At 70.5% G+C, this 24751-nt stretch carries 22 protein-coding genes and 1 pseudogene; 9 read left to right on the forward strand and 14 right to left on the reverse strand.

Annotated elements, in window-relative coordinates:
• Window positions 1-254: 254 nt before the first annotated feature.
• Both ABZW18_RS13480 and ABZW18_RS13485 read left to right on the forward strand, forming a co-directional pair.
• The gene (locus ABZW18_RS13480; protein ID WP_356186400.1) at window positions 255-1712 is read left to right on the forward strand and encodes an MFS transporter; all 1458 of its coding nucleotides are present in this window, start codon (window positions 255-257) and stop codon (window positions 1710-1712) included.
• Between the two features lie 236 nt (window positions 1713-1948).
• Window positions 1949-2271 (forward strand): annotated as a pseudogene (locus ABZW18_RS13485) (helix-turn-helix domain-containing protein); the annotation flags it as partial.
• 230 nt (window positions 2272-2501) lie between these two features.
• Here the strand turns inward: ABZW18_RS13485 and ABZW18_RS13490 are convergent.
• The gene (locus ABZW18_RS13490) at window positions 2502-3884 is read right to left on the reverse strand and encodes a glycine--tRNA ligase (protein WP_356186403.1); all 1383 of its coding nucleotides are present in this window, start codon (window positions 3882-3884) and stop codon (window positions 2502-2504) included.
• A gap of 228 nt (window positions 3885-4112) precedes the next feature.
• On the opposite strand from ABZW18_RS13490, the gene ABZW18_RS13495 reads away from it, so the two are divergent.
• The 4 genes from ABZW18_RS13495 (at window position 4113) to ABZW18_RS13510 (ending at window position 7358) form a co-directional block, all read left to right on the forward strand.
• The gene (locus ABZW18_RS13495; protein WP_356186406.1) at window positions 4113-5102 is read left to right on the forward strand and encodes a metal ABC transporter substrate-binding protein; all 990 of its coding nucleotides are present in this window, start codon (window positions 4113-4115) and stop codon (window positions 5100-5102) included.
• Window positions 5103-5149: 47 nt separating this feature from the next.
• Window positions 5150-5950 carry a metal ABC transporter ATP-binding protein gene (locus tag ABZW18_RS13500; RefSeq protein ID WP_356186409.1) on the forward strand — a complete coding sequence of 267 codons (801 nt, stop codon included), beginning with the start codon at window positions 5150-5152 and terminating at the stop codon, window positions 5948-5950.
• Window positions 5947-6843, forward strand: a complete 897-nt coding sequence (locus ABZW18_RS13505; RefSeq protein ID WP_356186412.1) for a metal ABC transporter permease — start codon at window positions 5947-5949, stop codon at window positions 6841-6843. Before ABZW18_RS13500 ends, ABZW18_RS13505 begins: the two co-directional genes overlap by 4 nt.
• Window positions 6844-6920: 77 nt before the next feature.
• Window positions 6921-7358: a transcriptional repressor gene (locus ABZW18_RS13510; protein ID WP_356186414.1), complete on the forward strand. Its 438-nt coding sequence runs from the start codon at window positions 6921-6923 to the stop codon at window positions 7356-7358.
• Window positions 7359-7643: 285 nt separating this feature from the next.
• On the opposite strand, the gene ABZW18_RS13515 is transcribed toward ABZW18_RS13510, so the two are convergent.
• The 4 genes from ABZW18_RS13515 to leuA all read right to left on the reverse strand — a co-directional run bounded on the left by ABZW18_RS13515 (window position 7644) and on the right by leuA (window position 12435).
• Window positions 7644-8468, reverse strand: a complete 825-nt coding sequence (locus tag ABZW18_RS13515; RefSeq protein ID WP_356186416.1) for an isoprenyl transferase — start codon at window positions 8466-8468, stop codon at window positions 7644-7646.
• 86 nt (window positions 8469-8554) lie between these two features.
• Complete coding sequence (gene recO, locus ABZW18_RS13520) at window positions 8555-9301, reverse strand: DNA repair protein RecO (RefSeq protein ID WP_356186419.1); 747 nt, start codon at window positions 9299-9301, stop codon at window positions 8555-8557.
• A 178-nt stretch (window positions 9302-9479) separates the two neighbouring features.
• The gene (locus ABZW18_RS13525; protein ID WP_356186421.1) at window positions 9480-10154 is read right to left on the reverse strand and encodes a TerB family tellurite resistance protein; all 675 of its coding nucleotides are present in this window, start codon (window positions 10152-10154) and stop codon (window positions 9480-9482) included.
• A gap of 505 nt (window positions 10155-10659) precedes the next feature.
• Window positions 10660-12435 (reverse strand): 2-isopropylmalate synthase, encoded by a 1776-nt coding sequence (gene leuA, locus ABZW18_RS13530; RefSeq protein WP_356186424.1) that lies wholly within the window; start codon window positions 12433-12435, stop codon window positions 10660-10662.
• Between the two features lie 288 nt (window positions 12436-12723).
• Between leuA and ABZW18_RS13535 the strand changes: the two genes are divergently transcribed.
• On the forward strand, window positions 12724-13788 hold the full coding sequence (locus tag ABZW18_RS13535; RefSeq protein WP_356186426.1) for a M4 family metallopeptidase: 1065 nt from the start codon (window positions 12724-12726) through the stop codon (window positions 13786-13788).
• Window positions 13789-14006: 218 nt separating this feature from the next.
• Entirely contained in the window at window positions 14007-14273 is a 267-nt protein-coding gene (locus tag ABZW18_RS13540) for a protealysin inhibitor emfourin (protein WP_356186428.1), read from the forward strand.
• A 253-nt stretch (window positions 14274-14526) separates the two neighbouring features.
• Here the strand turns inward: ABZW18_RS13540 and era are convergent, their stop codons facing one another.
• Window positions 14527-15489 carry a GTPase Era gene (era, locus tag ABZW18_RS13545; RefSeq protein WP_356186431.1) on the reverse strand — a complete coding sequence of 321 codons (963 nt, stop codon included), beginning with the start codon at window positions 15487-15489 and terminating at the stop codon, window positions 14527-14529.
• 48 nt (window positions 15490-15537) lie between these two features.
• Window positions 15538-15891: a cytidine deaminase gene (locus tag ABZW18_RS13550; RefSeq protein ID WP_356186434.1), complete on the reverse strand. Its 354-nt coding sequence runs from the start codon at window positions 15889-15891 to the stop codon at window positions 15538-15540.
• Window positions 15892-16313: 422 nt separating this feature from the next.
• Between ABZW18_RS13550 and ABZW18_RS13555 the strand changes: the two genes are divergently transcribed.
• Window positions 16314-16733, forward strand: a complete 420-nt coding sequence (locus tag ABZW18_RS13555; protein ID WP_356186436.1) for a GNAT family N-acetyltransferase — start codon at window positions 16314-16316, stop codon at window positions 16731-16733.
• A gap of 250 nt (window positions 16734-16983) precedes the next feature.
• On the opposite strand, the gene ABZW18_RS13560 is transcribed toward ABZW18_RS13555, so the two are convergent.
• From ABZW18_RS13560 to ABZW18_RS13590, 7 genes are all read right to left on the reverse strand, one after another.
• Window positions 16984-18315, reverse strand: a complete 1332-nt coding sequence (locus ABZW18_RS13560; RefSeq protein ID WP_356186439.1) for a hemolysin family protein — start codon at window positions 18313-18315, stop codon at window positions 16984-16986.
• Window positions 18312-18809: an rRNA maturation RNase YbeY gene (ybeY, locus tag ABZW18_RS13565; RefSeq protein WP_356186442.1), complete on the reverse strand. Its 498-nt coding sequence runs from the start codon at window positions 18807-18809 to the stop codon at window positions 18312-18314. The genes ABZW18_RS13560 and ybeY overlap by 4 nt, the downstream gene beginning before the upstream one ends.
• A gap of 29 nt (window positions 18810-18838) precedes the next feature.
• Complete coding sequence (locus ABZW18_RS13570) at window positions 18839-19858, reverse strand: PhoH family protein (RefSeq protein ID WP_356186444.1); 1020 nt, start codon at window positions 19856-19858, stop codon at window positions 18839-18841.
• Between the two features lie 249 nt (window positions 19859-20107).
• Complete coding sequence (locus tag ABZW18_RS13575; RefSeq protein ID WP_356186473.1) at window positions 20108-21286, reverse strand: PfkB family carbohydrate kinase; 1179 nt, start codon at window positions 21284-21286, stop codon at window positions 20108-20110.
• A gap of 190 nt (window positions 21287-21476) precedes the next feature.
• Window positions 21477-22898, reverse strand: coding sequence for a M1 family metallopeptidase (locus ABZW18_RS13580; protein ID WP_356186446.1), 1422 nt, complete (start codon window positions 22896-22898; stop codon window positions 21477-21479).
• A gap of 133 nt (window positions 22899-23031) precedes the next feature.
• On the reverse strand, window positions 23032-23955 hold the full coding sequence (locus ABZW18_RS13585) for a ribonuclease Z (RefSeq protein WP_356186449.1): 924 nt from the start codon (window positions 23953-23955) through the stop codon (window positions 23032-23034).
• A 10-nt stretch (window positions 23956-23965) separates the two neighbouring features.
• Entirely contained in the window at window positions 23966-24325 is a 360-nt protein-coding gene (locus tag ABZW18_RS13590) for a histidine triad nucleotide-binding protein (RefSeq protein ID WP_356186452.1), read from the reverse strand.
• Window positions 24326-24751 lie beyond the last annotated feature (426 nt).

Below are 24751 nucleotides of genomic sequence, written 5' to 3' on the forward strand. Positions count from 1 at the left end.
GGCACCTGTCATCGGGAGGGCGTCCTTCTGGGCTGCTGGGCTTCTGCCGGTCTGGGCTGCTGGGCTTCTGCGCTGCTCGGCTGCTGTGACCGCTGCTTCCGGGCTGCTGAAACTGCTGTGGGAACTGCTGCGGGAACTGCTGTGGATCGGACCGTCCCGGGCCGGGGCGTACCGGCGGGGCGGCCTTCCATTGTCACGCATCTGCCGAGTGGCTCGGCCCGGGTTCCCGGAACAGATGATTGTACGGTTCAACCATGCCTGAACTCAGCCGCCGGCGACGCCTGCTCGTGCTGGGGATCTGCTGTATGAGCCTGCTGATCGTCAGTCTCGACAACACCGTCCTGAACGTCGCCCTGCCCTCCATCCGGAAGGACCTGGATGCCTCCGTGGCGGGCATGCAGTGGACGATCGACGCGTACACCCTGGTGCTGGCCTCGCTGCTGATGCTGGCGGGTTCTACCGCGGACCGGATCGGGCGCCGCCGGGTGTTCAAGGCGGGGCTGGTGCTGTTCACCGTCGGCTCGGTGCTGTGCAGTCTCGCGCCGACCCTGGAGTGGCTGGTCACGTTCCGGATGGTGCAGGCCGTCGGTGGCTCGATGCTCAACCCCGTGGCGATGTCGATCATCACCAACACGTTCACCGAGCCGAAGGAGCGGGCCCGGGCGATCGGAGCGTGGGGCGGGGTCGTCGGGGTCAGCATGGCGGCGGGGCCGCTGGTCGGCGGGTTGCTGGTGGAGGGGGTCGGCTGGCGGTCGATCTTCTGGATCAACCTGCCGGTGGGGCTTGCGGCGCTGGTGCTCACGGCGCGGTACGTGCCCGAGTCGCGGGCCCCGCGGGCGCGCCGGGCGGATCCGGTCGGCCAGCTGCTCGTCATCACCCTCCTGGGCTCGCTGACGTACGCGATCATCGAGGCTCCGGCGGCGGGCTGGTCCTCGCCGTTGATCGTCTCCTGCTCGGCGGCCGCCGTCCTCTCGCTGCCCGGGCTTGTGCTCTACGAGCGGCGGCGCGCGGAACCGCTGATCGATCTGCGCTTCTTCCGCAGTGCGCCGTTCAGCGGGGCCACGGTCATAGCGGTGAGCGCCTTCGCCGCGCTGGCCGGCTTCTTCTTCGTCAACACCCTGTATCTCCAGGACGTCCGGGGTCTGTCCGCGCTGAGTGCCGGGCTGTGGATGCTGCCGATGGCGGCGATGACCTTTGTCTGCGCCCCTCTGTCGGGGCGGCTGGTGGGCAGCCGCGGGCCGCGGCTGCCGCTGCTGCTCGCGGGGGTGTCGATGGCCGCGAGCGGGGTGCTGTTCGCCGGATTCCGGGCGGAGTCCTCGGACACGCTGCTGTTCACCGGCTATGTCCTCTTCGGTATCGGCTTCGGCCTGGTGAACGCGCCCATCACCAATACGGCCGTCTCCGGAATGCCGCGCTCCCAGGCCGGGGTCGCAGCCGCCGTCGCCTCCACCAGCCGGCAGGTCGGGCAGTCGCTCGGCGTGGCGGTGATCGGGGCGGTGCTGGCGACCGGGGTGGGGGGCGCGACCACGGGCGCCGACGTCTTCGTCGAGGCGAGCAGACCGGCATGGTGGGTGATCACCGGGTGTGGGGTGTCGGTGCTTCTGGTGGGGGCTCTGACAACGGGCGGCTGGGCGACCCGTACGGCCCGGAGCACCGCAGCACGGCTGGAGTCCGAGGCGGCGGATCAGGACCCGGCGAGCGCGCGGGCCTGAATTCGAATCAGGGTTCGGCGAGCGCGAGGGCCCCAGGTGGCCAGAACTCGGTGAGCGCGGGCCTGAAAACGACCGGACTCGGCGAACACGCGGTCCGGAAGGGGATCACGTTCCGGCGAGCGTGGGGGCATGAACTGATCACGTTCCGGCGAGCATTGAGGCCTGAACGGATCAGTATTCGGCAGCGCGAGGGCCTCAAGCGGATCAGGACGGGGCGAGCGCGAGCGCCTGAAAACCCGGAACCGGATCCGCAGGCGGACCTCGCCATGGCTCTGGCGCACCGCGTCCGAACGGACCGTACGATCCGCCGCGTCACCGACTTCGCCCGCGCGGAAGGCCTGTCCGTGCGCGCCCTTCAGCGACTGTTCGCCGCGTACGTGGGCGTCGGCCCCAAGTGGGTCATCCTGCGCTACCGCATCCCGAGGCCCTGGAGCGCGCCACCACGGACGCGGAGGTCGACGGGGCGGGCCTCGCCGCCGAGCTCGGGTACAGCGACCAAGCGCATCTCGTCCGCGACTTCACCGCCACGATCGGTGTCCGCCCGACCGCGTACGCACGCCGAACCGACCGCGTACGCACGCCGAACCGGCGGGCAGCCGCCTGGGCCGAACCATCGTCGCGCCCCGCCCAGCACCAATCCGCCCCACCCCTCGAGCCCCCTCCCACGCGATCCCGCCCCGTCCCCAGCCGGTCCCGTAGCGACCGAAACGCCGGCGCCCCGGACCCCTTTCGCAGGGTCCGGGGCGCCGGCGTCGTACGGCCGCGAATGCGGGCGCGTGCTGACCGGGCTCAGCAGCCCAGCAGGCGGGCACCCAGGTAGGCCTGGATCTGGTCGAGCGATACCCGCTCCTGCTTCATCGTGTCGCGCTCGCGCACGGTCACCGCGTTGTCGTCCAGGGTGTCGAAGTCGACCGTGACACAGAACGGCGTGCCGATCTCGTCCTGGCGGCGGTAGCGGCGGCCGATGGCACCCGCGTCATCGAAGTCGATGTTCCAGTTCTTCCGCAGGTCGGCCGCGAGGCCCTTGGCCTTCGGCGACAGCTGCGGGTTGCGGGACAGCGGCAGCACGGCAACCTTGACCGGCGCCAGGCGCGGGTCGAGACGCATCACGGTGCGCTTCTCCAGCACACCCTTGGCGTTCGGCGCCTCGTCCTCGTTGTACGCGTCGAGCATGAAGGCGAGCATGGCGCGGTTCACACCGGCCGCGGGCTCGATGACGTACGGGGTCCAGCGCTCGCCCGCCTCCTGGTCGAAGTACGACAGGTCCTGGCCGGAGGCCTTGGAGTGCGAGGCGAGGTCGAAGTCGGTGCGGTTGGCCACACCCTCGAGCTCGGAGAACTCGCTGCCACCGAAGTTGAAGCGGTACTCGATGTCGGCGGTGCGCTTCGAGTAGTGGGAGAGCTTCTCCTTCGGGTGGTCGTACCAGCGGATGTTCTCCTCACGGAGACCGAGGTCCCGGTACCAGTTCCAGCGCTGCTCCATCCAGTACTCGTGCCACTGCTCGTCCTCGCCCGGCTTGACGAAGAACTCCATCTCCATCTGCTCGAACTCACGCGTGCGGAAGATGAAGTTGCCCGGCGTGATCTCGTTACGGAAGGACTTGCCCATCTGCGCGATGCCGAACGGCGGCTTCTTGCGCGAGGTCTGCTGGACCTGGGCGAAGTTGGTGAAGATGCCCTGCGCGGTCTCGGGGCGCAGGTAGGCGACCGAGCCGGAGTCCTGCGTCGGGCCGAGGTGGGTGGAGAGCAGGCCGGAGAACTGCTTGGGCTCGGTGAAGGCGCCCTTGTTCCCGCAGTGCGGGCAGTTGATGTCGGAAAGGCCATTGGCCGGCAGGTGGCCGTGCTTGGCCTCGTACGCCTCCTCGAGATGGTCCGCACGGAACCGCTTGTGGCAGGAGGTGCACTCGGTGAGCGGGTCGGTAAAAGTGGCGACGTGACCGGAGGCCACCCAGACCTCGGGCGCCAGGATCACCGACGAGTCGATACCGACCACGTCGTCGCGCGAGGTGACCATGGAGCGCCACCACTGGCGCTTGATGTTCTCCTTGAGCTCGACGCCCAGCGGTCCATAGTCCCAGGCGGCACGCTGACCGCCGTAGATCTCGCTGCACGGGTATACGAAGCCACGGCGCTTGCTCAGGCTGACGATGGTGTCGATCTTGTCGGCGGCCACGGTGCTCTCTTCATTACGACGACGAAGCGGTCATGGTGTGATCCGCAGGCACCCGCGCGCGGATGCGGGTCCCCCCGGCCCGAAGGTTGGGGGAGGTTCGGCCCGCTGCGGCCCAGCGAATACCTCAGATTACCGGCGGCGGCACCCCTGGGATCAAATCGGTATGGGGTATGAGCACAGGACGCCCTTTGTTGACAACCGTTTCCAACTTTGTTGAAAATGACTGTCATGAACGTACGCCGTCGTCTCATACCCACCGCAGCCCTCGCCGGAGCCACCGCGCTCGGCCTCGTCTCGCTGTCCGCCTGCTCCTCCTCCGGCGCTGCGGGCGGTGGGAAGGACGGCAAACTCGACGTGGTGGCGTCGTTCTACCCCATGGAGTACCTCGCCGAGGAGATCGGCGGAGAGCATGTCTCCGTATCCGACCTCACCGAACCCGGCGCGGAGCCGCACGACCTCGAGATCAGCCCGCGGCAGACCGCCGAACTCGGCGAAGCCGGCCTGATCCTCTACCTCAAGGGCCTCCAGCCCGCCGTGGACGAGGCAGTGGGCCAGGCCGAGGTGGAGAACACCGTCGATGCCGCCACCCTCACCGAGCTCGAGCAGCACGGCACCGAGGTCGGCGACGACCACGGCGACGGCAAGGGCCACGAGGAGGAGCACGCGGAAGAGGGCCACGGCCACGAGGAGGAGGCGGGCACGGACCCGCACATCTGGCTCGACCCGGTGAAATACGCGGAGGTCGCCCGGGGCGTCGGCAAAGCCCTGGAGAAGACCGACCCGGACCACGCCGCGGACTACCGGAAGAACACCGCGAAGCTCGTCGGCAAGCTCGAGGGGCTGAACAAGGAGTTCGACGACGGCCTGAAGAACCGTTCAACCGACACCTTCATCACCACCCACGCCGCGTTCGGCTACCTCGCCGAGCGCTACGGCCTGGACCAGGAGGCCATCGCGGGCCTCGACCCCGAGTCCGAGCCCAGCCCGGCCCGGGTGAAGGAACTGCACGGGATCGCGAAGCGGGAGAAGGTCAGCACGGTCTTCTTCGAGACGATCACCAGCGGCAAGACCGCCAAGACCCTGGCAGGCGACACAGGGCTGAAAACTGATGTACTCGACCCGCTCGAGGGGATCAACGACAAGTCCCAGGGCGGGAACTACCTCGAGGTCATGCAGTCGAATCTCAAGAACCTGCGACAAGCTCTCGGGGCCAAGTGACCCAAGTGACCCAAGTGACCCAGGTGACGTACCTGACGGAGGCACCCATGGCAGGCCAGCGGGCGACGGGGCGCGCGGACGACGGGCAGCCGGTCATATCCCTGCGCGGGGCGACCGCATCGCTCGGTTCGCGGCCGGTTCTGCGCAACGTCGACCTGACCGTGCGGCGCGCCGAGGTCGTCGCGCTGCTGGGTGCGAACGGCTCCGGCAAGTCCACGGCCGTACGCGCCGTGGTCGGCCAGGTCCCGCTGACCGGCGGCGAGTTGGAGCTGTTCGGCGCCCCGCAGCGGCGCTTCCGCGACTGGGCGCGCATCGGGTACGTACCGCAGCGCACCACCGCCGCGAGCGGGGTGCCCGCCACGGTCCGCGAGGTCGTCTCCGCGGGCCGGCTGGCCCGGACGAGGCTCGGCAGGCTGGGCAGGGCAGACAAGGCGGCGGTGGACCGGGCCATAGGGCTGGTGGGCATGGCCGACCGCGCGAGGACCGACGTCAACGCGCTGTCCGGCGGCGAGCACCAGCGGGTGCTGATCGCCCGCGCCCTGGCCGGCGAACCCGATCTGCTGATCATGGACGAACCGATGGCCGGTGTGGACCACGCCAGCCAGGACGTGCTCGCCGACACCCTGCGCGAGCAGGTGGGCGCGGGCACCACCGTGCTGCTCGTACTGCACGAACTCGGCCCCTTGGAGCCGCTGATCGACCGCGCGGTGGTGCTGCGCGACGGCTGTGTCGTCCACGACGGGCCCCCGCCGGAGGCCGTGGGACAGCACGCGCTGCCCGGCCACGACCATGTGCACCCGCACAGCGGCGGGAGCGCCGAACCGATCAGAACGGGGCTGCTGACGTGATGGAGATCCTCACCTACGACTTCATGCAGCGGGCGCTGCTGGCCGCCGTCCTGGTGGGCATCACCGCACCCGCCGTGGGCATCTACCTCGTCCAGCGCCGCCAGGCGATCATGGGCGACGGCATCGGGCACGTCGCGCTGACCGGTGTCGCGCTCGGCTTTCTGACCGGCACCAACCCGGTGTGGACGGCCGTCGCGGTCTCCACGCTCGGCGCAGTGCTGATGGAGCTCATCCGCTGGTACGGCAAGGCGCGCGGCGATCTCGCCCTCGCGATGCTCTTCTACGGCGGTATGGCGGGCGGCGTCCTGCTGATCAACCTCGCCCCGAACGGCTCCAACGGCAGCCTCACCACCTATCTCTTCGGCTCGATCACCACGGTCTCCCAGGAGGACGTGGTGACGATCTGCTTCCTGGCCGCCTTCGTGGTGCTCATTACGCTCGGGCTGCGGCGGCAGTTGTTCGCTGTCTGCCAGGACGAGGAGTTCGCGCGGGTCACCGGCCTGCCCGTACGGCTGCTGAACCTGCTGCTGGCCGTCACCGCCGCCGTCACGGTCACCGTGGCCATGCGGGTCGTCGGCCTGCTCCTGGTCAGCGCCCTGATGGTGGTGCCGGTCGCCGCCGCCCAGCAGGCCACACGCGGCTTCGCGATGACGCTGGCGTCCGCGGTCGGCATCGGGGTCGTCGTCACCCTCTCGGGGACCGTGTACTCCTTCTACGTGGATGTTCCGCCCGGCGCGAGCATCGTCGTCCTCGCTATCGGCGTTTTCGCGCTGATCACCGCGCTCGCCGCGCCGGTGGCGAGAAAACGGGCACGCAGAGCGGCCGCGGCCGACGAGCAGTGCGCCCTTGAGGTGCCGGGTTCCGGCCACTCGGGGGACGACGTCAAGGTGTGAGGGTGTTGCCGCTTCCACCGGTGCGAACTGGCACAATGGCCACTGGTAGGGGCGGATGGTGAGCAGAGGAGGCAACGGTGGCTACCGCGGGGAGCAGTGAAATGAACGCAGCCCCAGTGCGGGGCCGGTCGACCCGGCAGCGCGCCGCAGTGGCGGCCGCCCTCGACGAGGTGACGGAGTTCCGCAGCGCGCAGGAACTGCACGACATGCTCAAGCACCGCGGCGACTCGGTCGGCCTGACCACCGTCTACCGCACCCTGCAGTCGCTCGCCGACGCGGGCGAGGTCGATGTCCTGCGCACCAGCGACGGCGAGTCCGTCTACCGGCGCTGCAGCACCGACGACCACCACCACCATCTGGTGTGCCGCGTCTGCGGCAAGGCCGTCGAGGTGGAGGGCCCGGCAGTCGAGAAGTGGGCGGACCAGATCGCGACGGACAACGGATTCGTCGATGTCGGCCACACGATCGAAATCTTCGGTACGTGCGGGACCTGCGCCGCCACGGCGAAGTCCTGACCTGCCCGGCTGCCACCACGTACCGAACTGACCCGCCCGGCTGCCACCCCGCGCGCACCTGACCGGTTCGGCCGTCCCCCGCGCGCACCTGACCGGTTCGGCCGTCCCCCGCGCGCACCTGACCGGTTCGGCCGTCCCCCGCGTACAGACCTGATCGGGGGATTGACCGGGGTCCGATGGGGTCCGACCGGAAGCAGCCCGGATCCGCCCCAGGGCCCGACCTCCACCATGAGCCCGGTTCTGCGGCTCAGCAGGGTTGGCTGAGGGGCCCCGGGACGGAAGGCATCAGGAAGCGGGAGGAACGGCGGGCTCGTTCGGGTCCGCACCACCGAAGCGGCGGTCCCGCGAGGCGTACTCCAGGCAGGCCCGCCACAGATCACGCCGGTCGAAGTCCGGCCACAGCACGTCCTGGAAGACCATCTCGGCGTAAGCGCTCTGCCAAATCAGGTAGTTGGAGGTGCGCTGCTCGCCGGACGGGCGGACGAAGAGGTCCACATCCGGCATGTCCGGGTGGTACAGGTACTTCCCGACGGTCTTCTCGCTGACCTTCGACGGGTCGAGCTTCCCCGCCTTGACGTCCTCCGCGATCTTCGCCACCGCGTCGGCGATCTCCGCACGGCCGCCGTAATTGACGCAGAAGTAGAGCGTCATGGCGTCGTTGTCGCGGGTCTGCTCCTCCGCGATCTGCAGCTCCTGGACGACCGACTTCCACAGCTTCGGCATCCGGCCGACCCAGCGGATCCGGATGCCCATGGCGTCCATCTCGTCGCGCCGGCGGCGGATGACGTCGCGGTTGAAGTTCATCAGAAAGCGCACCTCGTCGGGCGAGCGCTTCCAGTTCTCGGTGGAGAAGGCGTACAGGGAGAGGTTCTTGACGCCCATCTCCAGACAGCCCCTGAGGACGTCCAGGACGACGGACTCGCCGACCTTGTGCCCCTCGGTGCGCGGCAGGCCGCGTTCCTTGGCCCAGCGGCCGTTGCCGTCCATCACGATCGCCACATGGTTCGGTACCAGCTCGCTCTGGATCCTCGGCGGCCGTGCGCCGGAAGGGTGCGGCTCGGGTACCTGATATTCGCGGCGGGTACGGCCCAGAATCCCGCGTCGTGCCATGCGCTCCACGTCTCCGTTCTCGACTGCTTCTCTACGTAACTCAGCTGCTGCTTTACGTACTTCTCGGGTACTTATCCGGCACTCGGCTACTTCTCCACATACCGGAGCGAGCGCAGACCGCGCTCCAAGTGCCACTGCAAATACGCCGCCACGAGACCGCTGCCCTCCCGTACGTGCTGGGCCTCACACGCGTCCGCCGTCTCCCAGTCCCCTGTCAGCAGGGCGCCGAGCAGCGTCAGCGACTCCGCCGAGGGTACGACGCTGCCGGGAACCCGGCACTCCGCGCAGACGACGCCGCCCGCGGCGACCGAGAAGAACCGGTTGGGGCCAGGCATCCCGCACCGCGCGCACTGTCCGAAGCTCGGTGCGTAGCCGTTGACGGCGAGGGAGCGGAGAAGGAAGGCATCGAGGACGAGGTGCGGCTGGTGCTCGCCGGCCGCGAGCGTGCGCAGGGCCCCGACCAGCAGCAGGTACTGCTGCACGGCGGGCTCGCCCTCGTGGTCGGTGAACCGCTCGGCCGTCTCCAGCATGGCGGTGCCGGCGGTGTAGCGGGCGTAGTCGGTGACGATGCCGCCACCGTACGGAGCGATGGTCTCGCTCTGGGTGCACAGCGGAAGCCCACGGCCGACGAGTTCGCTGCCACGGGCGAAGAACTGCACGTCGACGTGGGAGAACGGCTCCAGCCGGGCCCCGAACTTCGACTTGGTGCGCCGCACCCCGCGGGCGACGGCCCGCACTCGGCCGTGCCCCCGCGTGAGCAGCGTGATGATCCGGTCCGCCTCACCCAGCTTCTGGGTGCGCAGCACGATGCCGTCGTCGCGGAACAGGCTCATGCGGCCATTGTCCCGTACGGAGCAGCCGACGACGGCCGCCGGGGGCGTCCGGTACGCCGCCGGAGGCAACCGGGCCGCGCCCGTGACCGCGACCCTTCACCGCCGGGCGCGGTCGGGCGCCGCCGGCTTGCCCCCAGGCCCGGCTCGGACGGGCGCGCCACGGGAGGCCGGACGGCCCTCAGGAGGGCATACGGGCCGCCGCGGCGAGCAGAAGCTCGGTCTCCTCGTGTCCCATGAGGAGGGCGCGGCCCACGGCGGTCAGGGCCTCGCGCTCGGCGGGGCTGTACGGGCCGTCGGCGAGGGCGATGCGGGCGCCCTGCAGCAGGATGCCCTCTCGGCCGGTGGGCGCCAGGTGCGGGGCGAGGGGCTCGAGGGCCTCGTGGAGTTCGATGGCGAGGGCGGTGCCGCCTTCAAGGCCGTCCTCGAAGCGGCCGGGCAGCCGCCCGGTGTCGGCGGCCAGCGCCTCGACGAGGGCGAGCAGCTGTTCACCCGTGCAGTCCTCGAATCCGGCGCCGCGCACCGCGACGACTGCGGTTTCCCGGACCGTACGGTCCTCGGCGCCCCCGGCCGCGAGTACGGCGAGGGCGACGGTGTGCACGGCGTCGCGGAGCATCGCGGAGAAACGGACGGTCGTGGGGTGGTCGAGCGCCTCGGCGCCGAAGCGGCGGCGGCAGGAGGAGCATTCGACGACGGGGCCGGCGGCGCCGCGCGGCAGCAGCGGCAGGCCGAGCACGGCCAGCTTCCTACGGCCGGTGCGGCGGCGGTAGTTGCGGTCTCCCCCGCACTCGGGACAGAAGAACTCTCCGTCGCCGACCGTACGCCAGGTCGTGCGCATTCCCCACACGCTCTGCATTGCGCACCTCCGGCGCATTAGCCCCAATTATCCCGCTACGGACCGCCGCCACTCGGTGACTCTTCGGCAACGGCGCCGTGTGGAGGTGATGTTAACCACATCCTTGATGTGACGTCAGCACCCTGTACGGGGGCAACCGCCGCCCAGCGCGCGGCAGGGGCCACGAAGCGGCTTCCGACCTGCGACGGTGCTCCGAGGGCGACCGCGGCCGCAGCGGAAGCAGCGGCGCAGATCACACCACGCACCGCGCCCCCGCGCTCTCGGTGGAGCGCGGGGGCGCGGTGAGGGGCGGTGGGTGCCGCTGTGGGAGCAGTTGTGCGGGTGGTGCCGGGGGCAGAGTCATTCGATCAAGACCGGGCAGCCCGGTTGACCGCGGCGACAACCACCATTAGCGACGCACACGTGGTGCTGGCGGCAGTCATACGTTCAGGGCCGGGCGGCCCGGTTCACCGCGGAGACAACCACCTTCATCGACGCGCGAGTGGCGCCGGCGGCAGTCATGCAGTCAAGACCGGGCAGCCCGGTTCACCGCGGAGACAACCGCCTTCAGCGAAGCGCGGGTGGTGTTGGGGTCGATGCCGATGCCCCACAGCACCTTTCCGTCGATGGCGCACTCGATGTACGAGGCGGCCTGAGCGCTGGCGCCCTCGCTCATCGTGTGCTCGGAGTAGTCCAGCAGCCGGGCGTCGATGCCGGTCGCCGCGAGCGCCTCGAAGAACGCCGAGATCGGGCCGTTGCCGGTGCCCGTCAGGACGGTGTCCACACCGTCGACGACCGCCTCGACGGTGAGCGCGTCGCCGCCGTCCGTCGTGGTGGAGGTCTGCGCGGAGCGCAGCGCGATCCGGCCCCAGCTGTTGTCCGGGGTGGGCAGGTACTCGTCCTGGAAGGCGGACCAGATCTGCGCCGGGGTGATCTCGCCGCCGTCGGCGTCGGTCTTGGCCTGGATGATCTTCGAGAACTCGATCTGCATCCGGCGCGGCAGGTCCAGCTTGTGGTCGTTCTTCAGGACGTAGGCGATACCGCCCTTGCCGGACTGCGAGTTGACCCGGATGACCGCCTCGTAGGAGCGGCCGACATCCTTGGGGTCGATCGGCAGATACGGCACGGCCCACTCGATGTCGTCGACCGTCGCGCCCTGGGCCGCGGCTTCCGCCTCCATGGCCTCGAAGCCCTTCTTGATGGCGTCCTGGTGGGAGCCGGAGAAGGACGTGTAGACCAGATCGCCCGCGTAGGGGTGGCGCGGGTGGATGGTCATCTGGTTGCAGTACTCGGCAGTGCGGCGGATCTCGTCGATCTGCGAGAAGTCGATCTGCGGGTCGACGCCCTGCGAGAAGAGGTTCATGCCCAGCGTCACCAGGTCGACGTTCCCGGTGCGCTCGCCCTGCCCGAACAGGCAGCCCTCGATCCGGTCCGCGCCGGCCATGATCGCCAGTTCGGCGGCGGCGACGGCCGTACCGCGGTCGTTGTGCGGGTGGACCGACAGGCATACGTGCTCGCGCCGCGACAGATTCCGCGACATCCACTCGAAGCGGTCGGCGTGCGTGCTGGGGGTCGAACGCTCCACGGTGGCGGGCAAGTTGAGGATGATCTCGCGGCCCGGCTCGGGCTGCCAGACGTCCATGACCCCCTCGCAGACCTCCAGCGCGAAGTCCAGCTCGGTGTCGGTGAAGATCTCGGGGCTGTACTGGTAGCCGAAGGCCGTCTCGTCGCCCAGCAGTTTCTCGGCGTACTCCATGACCAGCCGGGTGCCGTCGACGGCGATCTGCTTGACCTGGTCGCGGCTGCCGCGGAAGACGACCCGGCGGAAGACCGGGGCGGTGGCGTTGTAGAGGTGGACGGTGGCGCGGTTCGCGCCGCGCAGCGACTCCACCGTGCGCTCGATCAGTTCCTCGCGCGCCTGCGTCAGTACGGAGATCGTCACATCCTCGGGGATCGCTCCCTCTTCGATGATCGACCGTACGAAGTCGAAGTCGGTGGACCCCGAGGACGGGAAGCCGACCTCGATCTCCTTGTAGCCCAGGCGCACCAGCAGGTCGAACATCTCGCGCTTGCGGACCGGGGACATCGGGTCGATCAGTGCCTGATTGCCGTCCCGCAGGTCGGTGGACAGCCAGCGCGGCGCCTGGGTGATGCGGCGCTCGGGCCAGGTGCGGTCGGGGATGTCCACGGCCTCGTAGCGGCCGTACTTGTGCACGGGCATTCCGGAGGGACGCTGGGTGACCGAGGCGGCGGTGATGGGCGTGGGGCGACCGACGGAATGCTCGGACATCTCGGGGTTCATGTGCGCTGGGCTCCTGTCGAAGGGCTTCGACGGCCGACGGTGGGCAACACCGAACTCCGCGGGGAGGGGGTCGGCCTCGACTACAGGCCCTCGCCGCGGCGGCTAAGGAGAAGCAGCCCGAAACGCATGATGTGCAGCAGCGTAGCCGAGCCGCCCGGCGGGCACCGAGTCCGTTTCAGTATGCAAGACGTGAGGGCCGTAACGGCCGAAGAGTGGCGGATCACTCCATTTCACTAATCATGGTCGCAACCAGTGACAGCACGCTGACCGCGTGCCACATTGCGCTGCATGACCGCTTATGCCGTACATCCCGTGTTCTGCACCATCATCCCGCCCCACGTCCTGGACAAGCTCGCCCGGGCCGACGACCCCGCACTCGCCGCGCCCGCCCGGCGGACCCTGGAGCACGACGCCGCTCAGCGCACCCGGCGTCGGCTCACGACGGTCCTGGGGGCGCCGGCCGTCGCCCAGAAGGGTGAGCCGGAGAAGCCGCACCGCACCATCTCCGACGCCGAGCACCGCGAGCAGCTGCCGGGCCGTACGGTGCGCGGCGAGGGCGACGAGCCGACCGGGGACGCGACCGTCAACCGCGCCTACGCCGGGCTCGGCGCCACCTTCGAACTCTTCCTCAAGGCCTGCTCCCGGAACTCCATCGACGGCGCCGGGCTGCCGCTGGACGCGACCGTGCACTACGGCGAGAACTACGGCAACGCGTTCTGGGACGGCGAGCGGATGGTCTTCGGCGACGGTGACGGCGAGATCTTCCTGGACTTCACCATCCCGGTGGATGTCATCGGCCACGAGCTGACGCACGGCGTCACGCAGTACACCGCGAACCTCGAGTACTTCGGCCAGTCTGGTGCGCTGAACGAGTCGGTGTCCGATGTCTTCGGCTCGCTGATCAAGCAGTACTCGCTCGGCCAGACCGCCGGCGAGGCCGACTGGCTGATCGGCTCCGGCCTCCTCGCCCCGCGCGTCTCGGGCGTGGCGCTGCGCTCGATGAAGGCCCCGGGCACGGCGTACGACGACGACGTCCTCGGCAGGGATCCGCAGCCCGCCAACATGGAGGACTACGTCCGCACCGGGCGCGACAACGGCGGCGTGCACATCAACTCCGGTATCCCCAACCACGCGTTCTACCTCGCCGCCACAGCGCTCGGCGGTCACGCCTGGGAGCGCGCGGGGCTGATCTGGTACGACGTGCTGACCGGTGGGGAGCTGGCCACCGACGCCGACTTCGCCGCCTTCGCCCGCCTCACGGTCGCCGCCGCACGCTCCCGTTACGGCGAGGGCAAGGAGCACCAGGCGCTCCTGAAGGCCTGGTCTCAGGTGGGGGTCCGGACGACCCGCTAGGACGCCGGGAGAGCCCGGGAGAGCCCGGGAGAGCGCGGGAGGGGCGCGGAGAGGCAGCGGAGAGGACCGGGGAGGCAGAGGGCCCGGGGAAAGAGGGCCGGGGAGGACAGGACCGGAGGAGGACCGGAGAGGGCCGGGGAGGGGGTTCCAGACCCTCCTGGGCCATCGTCTCGGGCCATGGGGACAGAGGCGCCCGGAAACGGGGTACAGATGGACCCATGCGTATTCAGGTGAGGCGCACCGGAGGGTTCGCGGGCATCGAGCACCATGCCGAGGTGGACACCTCGGGACGGGCCGACGCCCAGGAGTGGCACGCGCTGGCCGAGGAGGCGGCGTCCGGCGGCCGGCGGACGCCCCCGATCGGCGTACCCGACGGCTTCAGCTACCAGGTCACGATCGACGACAGCACGTTCTACTGCTCGGACCCACGGCTCAGCGAGTCCCAGCGGAAGCTGATCTCGCGGGTGCTGAAGGAGGGCGCGTAGCGGCGGCGCGACGGGGTTACGGCAGCCCGGAAGCCCGGTGTCCGCAGCTGCCCGGGAGCCTGCTGCCCTTTCGGTCCCGGCAGGAGGCCCGTAGGCGGCGCGGCTCAGAAACCGACCCAGCTTCCACCGCTGCCGGGGCCCCGCTGCCGGCCCCTGGAGATGTCGACACGCGGGTCCTGCTGCGCCCACCGGGAGACGACCCACAGCCCTCCTCCCCCGGTCCACCGTCGGAAAAAGGCCTACGCGGCGTGGCTCAGAAACCCAGCTTCCGCAGCTGCTTGGGATCCCGCTGCCAGTCCTTGGCGACCTTGACGTGCAGGTCCAGGAAGACCGGGGTGCCGAGCAGCGCCTCGATGTGCTTGCGCGACTTCATCCCGACCTCCTTGAGCCGGGCGCCCTTCGGGCCGATGACGATGCCCTTCTGGCTGGGCCGCTCGATGTAGACAAAGGCGTGGATGTCCAGCAGCGGCCGGTCCGCCGGGCGGTCCTCGCGCGGCAGCATCTCCTCGACCACGACGGCGATCGAGTGCGGCAGCTCGTCCCGTACGCCCTCCAGCGCGGCCTCGCGGATCAGTTCCGCGACCATGACCTGCTCGGGCTCGTCGGTGAGGTCGCCCTCCGGGTAGAGCGTGGGGCCCTCCGGGAGGAGCGGCACGAGAAGGTCGGCGAGCAGGGAGACCTGGTGGTCGCCGGTCGCCGAAACCGGAATGATCTCCGCCCACTCGATGCCGAGCTCCTCGCCGAGCTGGGAGACGGCGAGGAGTTGCTCGGCGAGCTGCCTGGATTCCACCAGGTCGGACTTGGTGACGATCGCGACCTTCGGAGTCTTCTTGATACTCGCGAGCTCGCCGGCGATATAGCGGTCGCCGGGGCCGATCTTCTGGTCGGCGGGCAGGCAGAAGCCGATGACGTCGACCTCGGCCCAGGTGGTCCGTACGACGTCGTTCAGCCGCTCACCGAGCAGTGTGCGGGGCTTGTGCAGGCCGGGGGTGTCGACGAGGACGAGCTGCGCGTCGGTGCGGTGCACGATGCCCCGGACGCTGTGCCGGGTGGTCTGCGGCCGGCTGGAGGTGATCGCCACCTTCGTCCCGACCAGTGCGTTGGTCAGGGTCGACTTGCCCGCGTTGGGACGGCCGACGAAGCACGCGAAACCCGAGCGGTGCGGGGTCGCCTCCGGCGCGGCCTGGGGGGAGGAAGGTGCACTCATGGCGCCCATTCTCCCCGATCGTCCAGCCCTGCCCGACCAGTGGCCGTGCGGGCTCCGTCAGCCGGCGGCCACGGAGGCGCGCAGCGTGCCGTCCGGAGCGGCGAGGAGGACCGGGGTGCCGGGGCCGCCGAGATCGCGTACGGCGGCGCGATCGGCCTCCGCGCTCTCCGCGGCCTCGCTGACGACGACGGCGGCCTCCAGGGACTGCGCGCCGCTGGCGACCGCCATCGCGACGGCGGCCTGGAGAGCGCTGAGCTTGAGCGATTCGAGTTCGACGGTGCCGGCGACGTACGTCCGGCCGGTCTCGTCCCGTACCGCCGCTCCCTCGGGCACCGAGTTCCGCGCCCGGGCGGAACGGGCCAGCGTGATGAGCTTGCGGTCTTCCAGGTCCAGGTCAGCGCTGTCGTTCATGGGACGAGCATAGAGAGCGGCGTATCGCGCTCCGCGTCGAGGTCGGCCGACGGCCGGTGACCGGCGGATCGAGCGGCGAAGCCTCTCCGGGGAGGCCGGCCGGGCACTGCGGCTCGGGGCATCCCGCAGCCGCTGCCGCTCGGGACTTCCTGTGGTCGCGCGGCTCGGGGCGTTCCCCCGGGCAGCTGCCGCTCGGGGGCGTACTGCTGGGGACCGGCCATGGACGCGGCGGTTGGGCGCCGGGTGGTGGCCTGGCGGTTGGGCGCCGGGTGCCGACCGCGCGTCGTGGCCGCGGTGGCGGGGCCCATCGCGATCGGCTCAGCTCGGGCCGGCACAGGGTTGCGGCTGCGACACCCGTGAACTGCCCCGGTCCTGCGCCCCTTTCGGCTGCCGGGACCGGGAGTCAGGGCTACGCTCCCCGCGTGGAGATTCGTCGGATCAGCGAGCCCGAGGCCGTCGTCGCGGCAAGCCATCTCTTCGACGACGCGCCGGAGCCGGAGGCGACCGAGCGGTTTCTGGCCAGCAGCACCCACCACCTCCTGATCGCCTACGTCGACGAGGAGCCGGCGGGCATGGTCACCGGCGTCGAGACCACCCACCCGGACAAGGGGACCGAGATGTTCCTCTACGAGCTGGGGGTGGCACCCGCCTTCCGCAGGCGCGGCATCGGGACGTCGCTGGTCTCCGCGCTCGCGGAGCTGGCCCGGAGCCGCGGCTGCTACGGCATGTGGGTGGCCACCGGGGAGGCCAACGCCGCCGCCCTGGCCACGTATGCCCGCGCCGAGGGCGAGCAGGAACCGGGCCAGGTGGTGCTGTCCTGGACCTTCCCCGGCCCTGGCTGACGGCGCCGAGGCCGGGCCCAGCCCGAGTCCCGCGCAGATCCCCCGCTGGATCTCCGGCCTACCGCTCCTCCCTGGAACGGACGGGCTCGGCATGGATACCACCACTGTTCGGGACCCGCCGACCGAGCAGACTGAAAGCCGCAATCGCCGCCCGGGGCGTCTCCCGTCCGGCTGCCCTCCCCCGAGGTAGGGACGGGCATCGCAAGGACACCGCGGCCGTTCCGGACTTCAGCCGGCCCGACCGAAGCCCTCAGTCGCCGCCCGGGGCGTCTCCCGGCTCGCTGCCTTCCTCCGTGGAACGGACCGGCTCGACCAGGACGGTGACGATCCTGTTCCGGCGCCCCGCAGGGGATTCCGCGGTCAGGCGGAGGGCCTTGAGCGAGGCGTCGGAGCCGTCCTCCGAGAGGTCCACCTCCGCTGTCGCCCCCGCGATCGGGACCCGGCCGAGGGATTTGGCCAGCAGTCCGCCGACCGTCTCCACGTCCTCGTCGTCCAGGTCGAGGCCGTACAGCTCGCCGAGGTCGCCGATGTCGAGCCGGGCCGTGACCCGGTACGTGCCGTCGCCGAGGTCCTCCACCGGCGGCAGTTCGCGGTCGTACTCATCGGTGATCTCGCCGACGATCTCCTCGAGGATGTCCTCGATGGTGACGATGCCGGCGGTGCCGCCGTACTCGTCGATGACCACCGCGACATGGTTGCGCCGCTGCTGCATCTCGCGCAGCAGATCGCCCGCGTTCTTGGTGTCGGGCACGAAGACGGCCGGCCGCATGGCCGTGGAGACCAGGTCGCTCTCGGCGTCCCGGTTGATATGGGTCTTGCGGGCCAGGTCCTTGAGGTAGACGACGCCGACGACGTCGTCCTCGTTCTCACCGGTCACCGGTATACGGGAGAACCCGGAGCGCAGGGCCAGGGTGAGTGCCTGGCGGATCGTCTTGGCCCGCTCGATGACGACGAGGTCGGTACGCGGCACCATCACCTCGCGGACGAGCGTGTCGCCCAGCTCGAAGACCGAGTGCACCATGCGGCGCTCGTCGTCCTCGATGAGGGACTCCTGCTCGGCCAGGTCGACCAGGGCGCGCAGCTCGGCCTCGGATGCGAAGGGGCCCTTGCGGAAGCCCTTGCCGGGGGTCAGCGCGTTACCGACGAGGATCAGCAGCTGCGGGATGGGGCCCATGATCCGGGCGAGCGGCAGCAGGACGTACGCGGCCGCGGTGGCCGTGTTCAGCGGGTGCTGGCGGCCGATGGTCCGGGGCGAGACACCGACGGCGACATAGCTGACGAGGACCATCACGCCCATGGCGACGAACAGCGCCTCCCAGGTCTCCTCGAAGTCCTGCAGGCAGACGTAGGTGACCAGCACGCCCGCCGCCATCTCGCAGGAGACGCGCACCAGCAGCGCGACATTGAGGTAGCGGGTCGGGTCCTCCGCGACGGCCATCAGCTTGGCGCTGCCGCGCCGCCCGGACCGTACGGCCTCCTCGGCGCGGAAGCGGGTCGTACGGGCGAGGCCCGCCTCGGCGCAGGCGGCAAGCCACGCGACGACCACCAGCAGGACCGCCGCCGCGATCAGTTGCCCGGTCATCGCGTGGTGGGGGCCGGGGACGGCCCTTCGATGCCGCGCTCGGCACGCCAGCCGTCGACGATCGCCTTCTGCAGGCCGAACATCTCGGCCTTCTCGCCCGCCTCCTCGTGGTCGTAGCCGAGCAGGTGGAGGACGCCGTGCACGGTGAGGAGCTGGAGCTCCTCGTCCATCGAATGCTGCGTCGGCGCCTCCTCCCCCTGCTTCTTCGCGACCTCCGGGCACAGCACGATGTCCCCCAGAAGACCCTGCGGCGGCTCCTCGTCGTCCTTCGCGGGCGGGCGGAGCTCGTCCATGGGGAAGGACATGACATCGGTGGGGCCGGTCAGATCCATCCACTGGATGTGGAGCTGCTCCATGGCGTCGGCGTCGACGACGATCACCGAGAGCTCGGAGAGCGGGTGGATACGCATCCGGGCGAGGGCGTAGCGGGCAACGTCCAGGACCGCCTGCTCGTCGATGTCCGTGCCGGATTCATTGTTGACGTCGATCGACATGGGGCTTCTGTATTACTTTCGGTGGATTGTCACAGTCCGTTGCGGCTGTCGTACTCGTCGTACGCGTCGACAATACGGCCGACCAGCTTGTGACGGACCACGTCACTGCTGTTGAGCATCGAGAAATGGACGTCGTCGACCCCGTCGAGGATCTCCCTGACCTGGCGCAGACCGCTCTTGGTGCCGCCCGGCAGGTCGATCTGGGTGACGTCACCCGTGATCACGATCTTGGAGTCGAAGCCGAGCCGGGTGAGGAACATCTTCATCTGCTCGGGGTTCGTGTTCTGCGCCTCGTCGAGGATGATGAACGCGTCGTTGAGCGTCCGGCCTCGCATGTACGCCAGCGGGGCGACCTCGATCGTCCCGGCCGCCATCAGCCGCGGGATCGAGTCCGGGTCCAGCATGTCGTGCAGCGCGTCGTAGAGCGGGCGCAGATACGGGTCGATCTTCTCGTAGAGCGTGCCGGGCAGGAAGCCGAGCCGCTCGCCCGCCTCGACCGCGGGCCGGGTCAGGATGATCCGGTTGACCTGCTTGGACTGCAGGGCCTGGACCGCCTTGGCCATGGCCAGGTACGTCTTGCCGGTACCGGCGGGGCCGATGCCGAAGACGACCGTGTGCTTGTCGATCGCGTCGACGTACCGCTTCTGGTTGAGGGTCTTGGGCCGGATGGTGCGGCCGCGGTTGGAGAGGATGTTCTGGGTGAGCACCTCGGCAGGGGTCTCGCCGCTCCCGCCCGCTGCCCCGTTCTCCTCGCGCAGCATGGCGATCGAGCGTTCCACTGCATCCTCCGTCATCGGCTGGCCGGTGCGGAGCACCAGCATCATCTCGTCGAACAGGCGCTGGACCATGGCGACTTCCTCGGAGTCACCGACCGCGCTGACCTGATTGCCCCGTACGTGGATGTCCGTCGCCGGGAATGCCTGCTCGATCACGCGCAGCAGGGAGTCGCCGGAGCCCAGGACCGTCACCATGGGGTGCTTGGCGGGAACGGTGAAGTGGGCGCGTGCCTGTCCCTGCGCGGGGGTGTCGGCTGTGGGTGTCTGAGTCATGAGCCGGCTCTCTGGCCTGCTGACCCTGCCTTCCGTGCTCGGCATGCCGTACGCGGTCCGTACGGCCTCTTGGCATTCCAAGAGTACGACGGAGCACCGACAACACCCGAGCGCTTTTCGGGTACGGCGGCGTCCCGATTTCGCGCGTACGGGGGGAGTCGCTCAGACCTGCCGGAACCCACTGCCTGAACCACTGCCTGAAAGCCGTGCCCGACCGCGCCCGGCGGCTTCGCTCCCGGCGGGTGCCGCTCAGCGCTGCCGGAAGCCGATCGTGGGAACCGCCCGGCGCAGCGGCCAGACGGGGGCTCCCTCGGACGGGGTGCGCGGCAGCCCCGCAGCGGCCAGCAGGTCGTCGAGGAAGGCGTAGTGGCGCAGCGCGGCCGCCTGGTCGTCGTGGGTCTTCACGTGCTGCCACCAGGCGGCGATCTCCATCCAGCCGGGGGCGGAGAGCGAGCCGCCGAACTCCTGGACGGAGAGGGCGGCGGTCAGGCCCGCGAAGGCGAGCCGGTCGGCCAGCGGCCAGCCGGCCAGGGTACCGGTGACGAAGCCCGCGACGAAGACGTCCCCAGCGCCGGTCGGGTCGAGCGCCTCGACGCGGATGGCGGGCACCTGGGCGGTCTCGCCCGTACCGCCGTCGACGGCGTACGCGCCCTCGGCGCCCATGGTGACGACGGCCAGCGGTACCTTCTCGGCGAGCGCGCGGGCGGCGGCACGGGGGCAGTCGGCGCGGGTGTAGCGCATCGCTTCCTCGGCGTTGGGGAGGAAGGCTTCGCAATGTGCCAGATCGGTGAGGGCGGCGAGCTCCCAGCGGCCCGTCTCGTCCCAGCCCACGTCGGCGAAGATCCGGCTGCCGCGGCGGGCGGCAAAGGAGATCCAGTCCTCGGAGCGGCCGGGGGCGAGGGCGGCGACGCAAGCGCGGGCCGGCGGCGGACACTCGGGGCCGGCCTCATGCTCGGGCACGGCGGGCGGCGGCGCCTCGTGGCCGTGCGAGACCATCGTGCGCTCGTCCTCGTAGGCCATGGACACGGTCACCGGCGAGTGCCAGCCGGGTACCCGGTGTGACGGGGACAGATCGATGCCCTCGCCGTTCTCGAGACTGTCCCAGCAGTAGTCGCCGTACACGTCGTCGCCGAAGGCCGCGGCGAGCGAGGTGCGCAGGCCCAGCCGGGCCAGCGCGGTGGCCATGTTGGCGACCCCGCCCGGGCTCGAGCCCATGCCGCGCGCCCAGGATTCGGTACCGCGGACCGGGGCGCTGTCCAGCCCGGTGAAGATGATGTCGAGGAAGACGGTTCCCGTGAGATAGACGTCGACGGCTGGGTCGGCGGGGGTACGGAGTCCGGCCAGCGGGTCGAGCAGGTGGCCGTTCGCCGCGGCGGCTGCCGCAGTCGGCGGACTGCCCGGTTCGGGACTCTTCCCGTCTCGTGTCATCACGTGTTGCTCCCTGGCCTCACCAAGGCCATACCACGATCGTTGCAGCTTGCACCACCTTTCCCAACGCGTGGACCGGGCCGGGCACGACGGCCGTCCCGAGCTTCGGCTGCGCTGGGCTTCAGCTGCCCCCGAACGTCGGCTGTCCCCGATTTTCGGCTGTCCCCGAACGTCGGGCTGTCCCCGGGCATCAGCGGATTCCGTGCTTCCGCCAGAAGGAGCCGAGGTCCTTTCCCGCTCCCGCGGCGTCCTGGGCGGCAGCCCGGAAGTCGGCCGTGGTGGACACGCCGTGCCAGTGGTCGCGGGCGTACTGCCGGAGCAGCTCCGCCATCGCCGGGCGGCCGATCTCCCGCTCCAGATCGTGCAGGGCGCACGCGCCGCCCACATAGGCGGCGGCCTTCCAGCTGCCGCCGCTCCGGGCCCAGTTGCCCATGGTGCGGGTGATCCAGGCCTCCTCGCGCTGCTGTTCACTCCCGCTCCGGCAGTCCCGCCGCTCGTGACCGCGGAACAGATCGTCCGCATACACCGCGAAGGCCTCGTCCAGCCAGGGTGCGCCGAACTGGTCGTTGCCGACGATGCCGTACCACCACTGGTGGGCCAGCTCGTGGACAGTCGCTTCCGCCTTCTCCTCCGACCGGAGGAGGACGAAGCCGGGGTACTCCATGTTGCCGGAGGTGGTGTCGAACCCCTCGTGCAGGACGAGATCCACCTCACCGTCCGGGTAGCGGCCGAAGCGCTCCCCGAAGTCGTCCATGGCGGCCCTGGCGTCCCGGCGCGCCTCCTCGGCATCGGACGCCGGGGTGCCCGCCGTCCAGAAGGAGTTGACCCGCACTCCGCGAGACGAGAACTCCGTCGCCGTACGGAACGGGCCGGCGGCCCAGGCGAAGTCCCGGGCCTGGAGCGCGGTGCTGGTGGTGACCGTACGGCCGCGGTCTCCCGGCCGGTCGGACGGTGTGCCGGTGGCGGGGACCTTCAGCGCCGACGGGTGGTTCAGCCGTACGCGGAAGTCGGCGGCGAGGGTGTAGTAGCTCTCGCCGAAGCCGACGTCCGGGTCGAGGTGCCAGCCCTGGTCACGGTCGCGTACGGCGAGCACCGGCACGGCATTGCCGAGGAAGCTGTACGGGCCGTGCCGCCCGAAGCGCTCGGCCTGGTCCGGCACGGCGATCGTCACGTCGAACGCGAGGGTGGTCCGGCCGCCGTGCGGCAGCGGCTCGGCCAGATCGATGCGCAGCGCCGTGCACCCGACGGAGAGCCCGCCCGGTTCCCCGCCCTCGATACGGCCGACTTCAACCGGCGGCGGCTCTTCCCGACTCCCGCACCCGTCCCCGGCGTTGCCCCACAGCCGCAGATACACCTCGTGCAGCGGCGTGCCCGCGGTGTTGGTGAACGTCACCGCCTCCCTGCCGGACCAGCGGGCACCCCTGCCGTCGCTGCGCAGCCCCACGTCGTAGTCGATCCGTGCGGGTCCGGCCTCGGTTCGCGGCGCTTCGGCTGCGGTCCTCCCCCGCGCCTCGCCCGCCGGGCCCGGGTCAGGGGCTGTGGCGCCGCCGGTGCCGGTCAGCAACGCGGCGAGTGCCAGGGTCGGCAGGGTGGTGCGAACGGTCGGCTTCATGGGGCGCAGCCTTGGGGAGACCGTGGTCGGACGGCCGGCGGGACTCGGCGGACGCCGCCATTTCAAGGCTACGCCGCATCGAACCGCGTCGCCTCACGATCATCGCGGCGCAGCGCGCGGCTGTTCTCCGGGGTCAGTTGCGCTTGGGCACCGGGACCCGGAGCAGATCGCGGGCGATGGTCAACTCACCCTCGAAACCGGCGGCCCGCGCCTGGCGTTCGAACTCCGCCGGGTCCCAGTAGCGCTGCGAGAAGTGAGTCAGCACCAGGTGGCGTACGCCCGCCCTCGCCGCCGCCCCGGCGGCCTGTCCTGCCGTCAGATGACCGTGGTCCTCGGCCAGTTGGGCTTCCTCGTCGAGAAAGGTCGACTCGATGACGAGCATGTCGCAGCCCTCCGCGAGGGCGTGCACGCCGTCGCACATCCGGGTGTCCATGACGAAGGCGAAGCTCTGCCCCCGGCGGGCCTCGCTCACCTCGTCGAGGGTGACCGTGCTGCCGTCGGCCCTGGTGAGCACGGACTCGCGCTGGATACGGCCGATGTCCGGGCCGCCGATCCCGTACGCCGTGAGCCGGTCCGGCAGCATGCGTCGGCCGTCCGGCTCGGTGAGGCGGTAGCCGAAGGCCTCCACGGGGTGGGAGAGCCTGCGGGCCTCCAGGGTGAAGTGCGGGCCGGAGGCGAGCACCCCGCCTTCCCCGGTGGCCGGCTCCTCGCGCAGCTGGACCGTCTCACGGTAGGCGGTGGAGTAGCGCAGCCGGTCGAAGAAGCGCTTGCCGCTCGCCGGGTAGTGCGCGGTGACCGGGTGCGGGACGCGGTCGAGGTTGATGCGCTGGATGACCCCGGCGAGGCCGAGGGAGTGGTCGCCGTGGAAGTGCGTGACGCAGAGCCGGTTGATGTCGTGTGCGGCGACGCCCGCGAGCAGCATCTGCCGCTGGGTCCCCTCACCCGGGTCGAAGAGGATCCCCTCGCCGTCCCAGCGCAGCAGATAGCCGTTGTGGTTCCTGTGCCGCGTCGGGACCTGGCTGGCGGTGCCGAGGACCACGAGTTCTCGTGACGACAACGGAATGCCCTTATCCGGGCGGCCAGTCGAGGCCGCGGCCCCCGAGCACGTGCGCGTGCGCGTGGAACACGGTCTGGCCGGCGCCCGAGCCGGTGTTGAAGACGACGCGGTAGCCGGTGCCGTCGACCTTGTCCTCCGCCGCGACCTCGCCCGCCTCGCGCAGCAGGTCGGCCGGGAGCTGCGGCTCGGCGGCCGCGAGGGTGGCGGCGTCCCTGTAATGCACCTTCGGGATGACGAGGACGTGAGTGGGTGCCTGGGGGTTGATGTCGCGGAACGCGACGGTCGTCTCCGTCTCGCGTACGACATCCGCCGGGACCTCCCCCGCGACGATCTTGCAGAACAGACAGTCGGCCTGCGGTTCTCCCGCCATGTGCCCGAGCCTCCTTCACCGAGTCCGGTGAGTACGATTCGATCAGTACGTCCGCATGCTAGTGCTCCCGGCGGTGACGGCGGGAGCGGCGCCCACCGCCCGTGCGGGCGGACGACCAGCTCCGAAGCCGGACGACGGTCCCGAACGTGGGATTACGCGTCGCCCGGCACGAGCAGCAACCCGCCGGGCTGGGCGGCCGGTCGACCCCCGGGCCAGAGCCACCGCCCGTACCCCGAGATCCGAGGTCGCCGCCGAACGGATACCCCTGACCACCCCGGGAGGCAGAGGACCTGCTGCCGTAGTGCGTCCGCACGAACAGCGAGTCCACCTTGCTCGCCGCGACCGGCCACAACCGGGGCCGTCACGGACCGCGGCTTCCCCCCGGCCGCCCCCTGCGCCGGGCGGCGGCCGGTTCCGGAACCGGCC

The organism is Streptomyces sp. NPDC004647, assembly GCF_040609575.1.
Classification (GTDB): domain Bacteria; phylum Actinomycetota; class Actinomycetes; order Streptomycetales; family Streptomycetaceae; genus Streptomyces.

Coding starts and splice junctions, on each gene's coding strand:
- ABZW18_RS13480 (WP_356186400.1), top strand. CDS start 255: ATGCCTGAACTCAGCCGCCGGCGACGCCTGCTCGTGCTGGGGATCTGC.
- ABZW18_RS13495 (WP_356186406.1), top strand. CDS start 4,113: ATGAACGTACGCCGTCGTCTCATACCCACCGCAGCCCTCGCCGGAGCC.
- ABZW18_RS13500 (WP_356186409.1), top strand. CDS start 5,150: ATGGCAGGCCAGCGGGCGACGGGGCGCGCGGACGACGGGCAGCCGGTC.
- ABZW18_RS13515 (WP_356186416.1), bottom strand. CDS start 8,468: ATGGCACGACGCGGGATTCTGGGCCGTACCCGCCGCGAATATCAGGTA.
- recO (WP_356186419.1), bottom strand. CDS start 9,301: ATGAGCCTGTTCCGCGACGACGGCATCGTGCTGCGCACCCAGAAGCTG.
- ABZW18_RS13525 (WP_356186421.1), bottom strand. CDS start 10,154: ATGCAGAGCGTGTGGGGAATGCGCACGACCTGGCGTACGGTCGGCGAC.
- leuA (WP_356186424.1), bottom strand. CDS start 12,435: ATGAACCCCGAGATGTCCGAGCATTCCGTCGGTCGCCCCACGCCCATC.
- ABZW18_RS13535 (WP_356186426.1), top strand. CDS start 12,724: ATGACCGCTTATGCCGTACATCCCGTGTTCTGCACCATCATCCCGCCC.
- ABZW18_RS13540 (WP_356186428.1), top strand. CDS start 14,007: ATGCGTATTCAGGTGAGGCGCACCGGAGGGTTCGCGGGCATCGAGCAC.
- era (WP_356186431.1), bottom strand. CDS start 15,489: ATGGGCGCCATGAGTGCACCTTCCTCCCCCCAGGCCGCGCCGGAGGCG.
- ABZW18_RS13550 (WP_356186434.1), bottom strand. CDS start 15,891: ATGAACGACAGCGCTGACCTGGACCTGGAAGACCGCAAGCTCATCACG.
- ABZW18_RS13560 (WP_356186439.1), bottom strand. CDS start 18,315: ATGACCGGGCAACTGATCGCGGCGGCGGTCCTGCTGGTGGTCGTCGCG.
- ybeY (WP_356186442.1), bottom strand. CDS start 18,809: ATGTCGATCGACGTCAACAATGAATCCGGCACGGACATCGACGAGCAG.
- ABZW18_RS13570 (WP_356186444.1), bottom strand. CDS start 19,858: ATGACTCAGACACCCACAGCCGACACCCCCGCGCAGGGACAGGCACGC.
- ABZW18_RS13575 (WP_356186473.1), bottom strand. CDS start 21,286: ATGACACGAGACGGGAAGAGTCCCGAACCGGGCAGTCCGCCGACTGCG.
- ABZW18_RS13580 (WP_356186446.1), bottom strand. CDS start 22,898: ATGAAGCCGACCGTTCGCACCACCCTGCCGACCCTGGCACTCGCCGCG.
- ABZW18_RS13590 (WP_356186452.1), bottom strand. CDS start 24,325: ATGGCGGGAGAACCGCAGGCCGACTGTCTGTTCTGCAAGATCGTCGCG.